The organism is Dermacoccus sp. CCH2-D9 (assembly GCF_001556795.1).
Classification (GTDB): domain Bacteria; phylum Actinomycetota; class Actinomycetes; order Actinomycetales; family Dermatophilaceae; genus Dermacoccus; species Dermacoccus nishinomiyaensis.
The window spans coordinates 1-5,310 of sequence record NZ_LSJT01000054.1 but is presented as its reverse complement, the minus strand read 5'-3'; the positions used below and the strand labels follow the sequence as shown (position 1 = coordinate 5,310).

Below are 5,310 nucleotides of genomic sequence, written 5' to 3'. Positions count from 1 at the left end.
GCCGACGAGCCGTCGCGCCTCGATGACGCCGAGGAGCCGACGCTCGTCCTCACCGCCGATGACGACCCGCGGTACCTGGCAGCCCGCGCGGCGCAGCGTCTCGACGAGCCACCCCGTCGACGCCGCGCCCGCCCCGACCGCTGCGACGACGACGGGCACCGGGTTCGTCGGAATCGGGAAACCGCGTCCGAGCGGGCCGAGGATGCTCACCTCGTCGTGCAGGCGCCGCGCAGCCAGCCACGCCGAACCGGCGTCCGCATCGGGGTCGACGACGACCTCGACGGTGCCGCCGTACGTGCCGCTCGGCGTCACCGAGCGAAGCGGCAGGGCACGGCGCGTCACGATGGCGGAGGCGTCATCCCCGACGGCGAGCGAGACGAGCTGCCCCGGTCGCGCGAGTTCGGCGATGCCCGCCGCGACGAACGTGTGCGCGACGAACGCGCCGACACGTCGCGTCGAGATGAGTTCACCGGTGACGGCGACGACGTCCTTGGGCTCTCGGGAGCCACTCACGGCACCCTCGTCACCCGAGGTCGTCGCAGCCGTCACCGGCGTCGATCCGGCGATGTCGACCTGCCTCAGCGCGTGCCGTACATGTCGAGGCCGCGTGCGTGCTCCTGCAGCGACTTCACCGCGTACGAGCCGTGCATGCTGGCCTCGATGGCCTGCACGGCGGCCGCGAGCTCCTGCACCGTCGTGAGGATCGGCGCGTTCATCGACGTCCCTGCCGCGCGGATCGCGTAGCCGTCAGCGCGTGCATCCGACCCGGACGGCGTGTTGACGATCATCGCGACCTCGCCGTCGAGGATCTGCGACACGATCGTCTTCTCCCCGTCCGGCCCGGGGCCTTCGGAGTGCTTGCGCACCACGGTCGAGGCGATTCCGTTGCGGCGCAGCACATCCGACGTCCCGGGCGTCGCGAGGATCTCGAAGCCGAGGTCGACGAGACGCTTGATCGGGAACAGCATCGCGCGCTTGTCGCGGTTCGCGCACGAGACGAACACGGTGCCTGACGTCGGCAGCCCCTGCCCTGCGCCGAGCTGCGCCTTGGCGAACGACGTGGCGAAGTCGGCGTCGATGCCCATGACCTCACCCGTGGAGCGCATCTCCGGCCCGAGCAGCGAGTCGACGACCTGCCCCTCGGCGGTGCGGAAGCGCTGGAAGGGCAGCACGGCCTCCTTGACCGCGACGGGCGCGTCCATCGGCAGCTTCGCGCCGTCGCCGCTCGGCGGTAGCAGCCCTTCGGTGCGCAGGTCGGCGATCGAGGCGCCGAGCATGACGCGCGCCGCGGCCTTCGCGAGCGGCACAGACGTCGCCTTCGCGACGAACGGGACGGTGCGCGAGGCACGCGGGTTGGCCTCGAGGACGTAGAGCACGTCTTGCGCGAGCGCGAACTGCACGTTCATCAGGCCGCGCACGCCGATGCCCTGCGCGAGCGCCAGCGTCGAGGCGCGCACGCGCTCGAGCTCTTCGGTGCCGAGGGTCGCGGGCGGCAGGACGCACGCGGAGTCACCGGAGTGGATGCCGGCCTCCTCGACGTGCTCCATGATGCCGCCGAGGTACATGTCCTCGCCGTCGAAGAGCGCGTCGACGTCGATCTCGATCGCCTCGTCGAGGAAGCGGTCCACGAGCACGGGGTGCTCCGGCGACGCCGTCGTCGCGCGCGTGACGTAGCCGCGCAGCGTCTCGTCGTCGTAGACGATCTCCATGCCGCGCCCGCCGAGCACGTAGCTCGGGCGCACGAGCACGGGGTAGCCGATCTCGCGGGCGACCTCGATGGCCTCCTCGGCCGAGAAGGCGATGCCGTGACGCGGCGCGGGCAGCTTCGCGTCGGCGAGCACGCGCCCGAACGCGCCGCGGTCCTCCGCCAGGTCGATGGCCTCCGGCGAGGTGCCGACGATCGGCACCCCCTCGTCCTTGAGCGCCTTCGCGAGCCCGAGCGGCGTCTGACCGCCCAGCTGGACGATGACGCCCGCGATCGGGCCGGCCTCGCTCTCGGCGTGGACGACCTCGAGCACGTCCTCGAGCGTCAGCGGCTCGAAGTACAGGCGCGAGCTCGTGTCGTAGTCCGTCGAGACGGTCTCGGGGTTGCAGTTGACCATGATCGTGTCGTACCCGGCGTCACGCAGCGCGAACGAGGCGTGCACGCACGAGTAGTCGAACTCGATGCCCTGACCGATGCGGTTCGGGCCCGATCCGAGGATGATGACGGCCGGCTTCTCGCGCGACAGCACCTCGCTCTCCTCGTCGTAGGAGGAGTAGTAGTACGGCGTCTGGGCGGCGAACTCGGCGGCGCACGTGTCGACCGTCTTGTAGACCGGGCGCACGCCGAGGGCATGACGCACGCCGCGCACGACGTCCTGCTTCATGCCCGTCAGCTGCGCGATCTGGGCGTCGGAGAAACCGTGCTTCTTCGCCAGGCGCAGCAGGTCGGGCGTCAGCTGGGGCGCCGCCGCGATCTCGGACGCGACGTCGTTGATGAGCTGCATCTGGTCGAGGAACCACGGGTCGATCTTCGTCGCCTCGTGCACCTCCTCGACGCTGAGGCCCGCGCGCAGCGCCTGCTGCACGAGGACGATGCGTCCGTCCGTCGGCTGCTTGGAGCGCTCGAGGATCTCGAGTGCCTCGTCGCGGCTCGTCACCTCGCTCGCCGGATCCCAGTGGAACTGGCCGTCGCTGCGTTCGATCGAGCGCAGCGCCTTCTGCAGCGCCTCGGTGAAGTTGCGGCCCAGCGCCATCGCCTCGCCGACGGACTTCATCGTCGTCGTCAGCGTGCGGTCGGCGGCGGGGAACTTCTCGAACGCGAAGCGCGGCACCTTGACGACGATGTAATCGAGCGTCGGCTCGAAGCTCGCCGGGGTCTCGGCGGTGATGTCGTTCGGCACCTCGTCGAGCGAGTAACCGATGGCCATCTTCGCGGCGATCTTCGCGATCGGGAAGCCGGTCGCCTTCGACGCGAGCGCCGAGGAACGCGACACGCGCGGGTTCATCTCGATGACGATCATGCGCCCGTCGGCCGGGTTGATGGCGAACTGGATGTTGCAGCCACCGGTGTCGACGCCGACCTCGCGGATGACGGCGATGCCGACGTCGCGCATGCGCTGGTACTCGCGGTCGGTGAGCGTCAGAGCGGGAGCCACGGTGATCGAGTCACCGGTGTGCACGCCCATCGGGTCGAAGTTCTCGATCGAGCAGACAACAACGACATTGTCGACGTTGTCCCTCATCACCTCGAGCTCGTACTCCTTCCACCCGAGGATCGACTCCTCGAGCAGCACCTCGGTCACGGGGCTCGCCTGCAGGCCCGCGCCGGCCATGCGGCGCAGATCGGTCTCGTCGTAGGCGAAGCCGGAACCGAGGCCGCCCATCGTGAACGACGGGCGCACGACGACGGGGTAGCCGAGGTCGTCGGCGGCGGCGAGCACCTCGTCCATCGTGTGGCAGATGTGGCTCTTGGCCGATTCGGCGCCACAGCGCTCGACGACGCCCTTGAACTTCTCACGGTCCTCGCCGAGCTCGATCGCCTCGACGTTGGCGCCGATGAGCGGGCAGCCGTACTTCTCGAGGACGCCGTTCTTGTGCAGCGCGATCGCGGTGTTGAGCGCGGTCTGACCACCGAGGGTCGCGAGCACCGCGTCCGGGCGCTCCTTGGCGATGATCGATTCCACGATCTCCGGCGTGATCGGCTCGACGTACGTGACGTCGGCCGTCTCCGGGTCGGTCATGATCGTCGCCGGGTTCGAGTTGACGAGGATGACGCGCAGGCCCTCCTCGCGCAGGACGCGGCAGGCCTGCGTCCCCGAGTAGTCGAACTCGGCGGCCTGACCGATGACGATCGGGCCGGAGCCGATGACGAGGACGCTCTTGATGTCGGTGTTCTTGGGCATCAGGCGTTCACCTTCTGGTTGTCGCTCATCATCTCGACGAAGCGGTCGAACAGGTACGCCGCGTCGTGCGGGCCGGCCGCGGCTTCGGGGTGGTACTGGACGGAGAACGCCGGGATGTCGAGGCAACGCAGGCCTTCGACGACGTCGTCGTTGAGGCACACGTGCGAGACCTCGACGCGCCCGAAGCTCGTGCCGTGTTCGGCGTCGCTGGGCGCCTGCGTCGATCCCTCGATCGGGGCGTCGACGGCGAAGCCGTGGTTCTGCGCGGTGATCTCGACGGTGCCGCTCGCCTTGTCGAGCACCGGCACATTGATGCCGCGGTGGCCGTACTTCAGCTTGTACGTGCCGAACCCGAGCGCGCGCCCGAGCAGCTGGTTGCCGAAGCAGATGCCGAAGTACGGGATGCCGGCCGCGAGCACGTCGCGCAGCAGCTCGACCTGCGGCGCCGTCGCCGGGTCGCCGGGGCCGTTCGATAAGAACACGCCGTCGGGGTTGATCGCCGTGATGTCGTCGAGCGCCACCGTCGCCGGCAGCACGTGCACCTCGATGCCCCGCTCGCTCATCATGCGCGGCGTGTTCGACTTGATGCCGAGGTCGACGGCAGCGACGGTGAACTTCTTCTCACCCTTCGCCTCGACGACGTATGCCTCCTTCGTCGCGACCTCGGATGCGAGCTCGGAGCCCTCCATCTGCGGGGCGTTCTTCACCGCGTCGAGCAGGTCGGCGTCGCTGTTCGTGGCGTCCGCACCCGAGAACACACCGACGCGCATCGCGCCGCGCTCGCGCAGGTGGCGCGTCAGGGCGCGTGTGTCGATGTCGCAGATACCGACGATGCCCTTCTCGGCGAGGTCGTCCTCGAGGGTGCGCACCGAGCGCCAGTTCGACGGGCGGATGGCGGGGTCGCGCACGACGTAGCCGGCCACCCAGATCTTGCCCGACTCGTAGTCCTCGTCGTTCATGCCCGTGTTGCCGACGTGCGGGGCCGTCATGACGACGACCTGCTTGTGGTAGCTCGGGTCCGTCAGCGTCTCCTGGTAGCCGGACATGCCGGTCGAGAACACGGCCTCACCGAACGTCGTGCCGATCGCGCCGTAGCTGCGGCCGCGGAAGATGCGTCCGTCCTCGAGGACGAGGCAGGCCGGTTCGCGCGAGACGAACGCACTGGCGCGCTTCGTCGTGGCGGGGGTGGTGTCGTTCACTGCTGAACCTCTCCGTCGTGGAAGGTGCGACGTCCGCGCAGGTACGTCGAGACCACAGCGCCCTCGAGCGTGCGGCCGTGCCAGGGGTTGTTGCGGGAAAGCGACTTCGAGTCGTCCTTGTTCACCGTGACGGTGACGGACGGGTCGAAGAGCGTGATGTTGGCGGGTGCGCCGGCGACGAGGCCCTGGCCGTGCGAGCCCAGCCGGGCGATCGCGGCGGGCTT

At 69.5% G+C, this 5,310-nt stretch carries 2 protein-coding genes and 2 pseudogenes; all 4 read right to left on the bottom strand.

Going from position 1 to position 5,310, the window contains the following annotated elements; genetic code table 11:
• Positions 1-513: pseudogene (locus AX669_RS05130) on the bottom strand (hypothetical protein); the annotation flags it as partial.
• 65 nt (positions 514-578) lie between these two features.
• Positions 579-3,887 (bottom strand): carbamoyl-phosphate synthase large subunit, encoded by a 3,309-nt coding sequence (gene carB / locus AX669_RS05125; RefSeq protein ID WP_006943748.1) that lies wholly within the window; start codon positions 3,885-3,887, stop codon positions 579-581.
• Positions 3,887-5,086 (bottom strand): glutamine-hydrolyzing carbamoyl-phosphate synthase small subunit, encoded by a 1,200-nt coding sequence (carA, locus tag AX669_RS05120; protein WP_062257039.1) that lies wholly within the window; start codon positions 5,084-5,086, stop codon positions 3,887-3,889. Before carA ends, carB begins: the two co-directional genes overlap by 1 nt.
• A pseudogene (locus tag AX669_RS13595) lies at positions 5,083-5,310 on the bottom strand (dihydroorotase); the annotation flags it as partial. The pseudogene AX669_RS13595 and the gene carA, both read right to left, overlap by 4 nt.

What these genes read in the sequence shown, in the direction of transcription:
- carB (WP_006943748.1), bottom strand. Translation starts at nt 3,887, where the DNA reads ATGCCCAAGAACACCGACATCAAGAGCGTCCTCGTCATCGGCTCCGGC.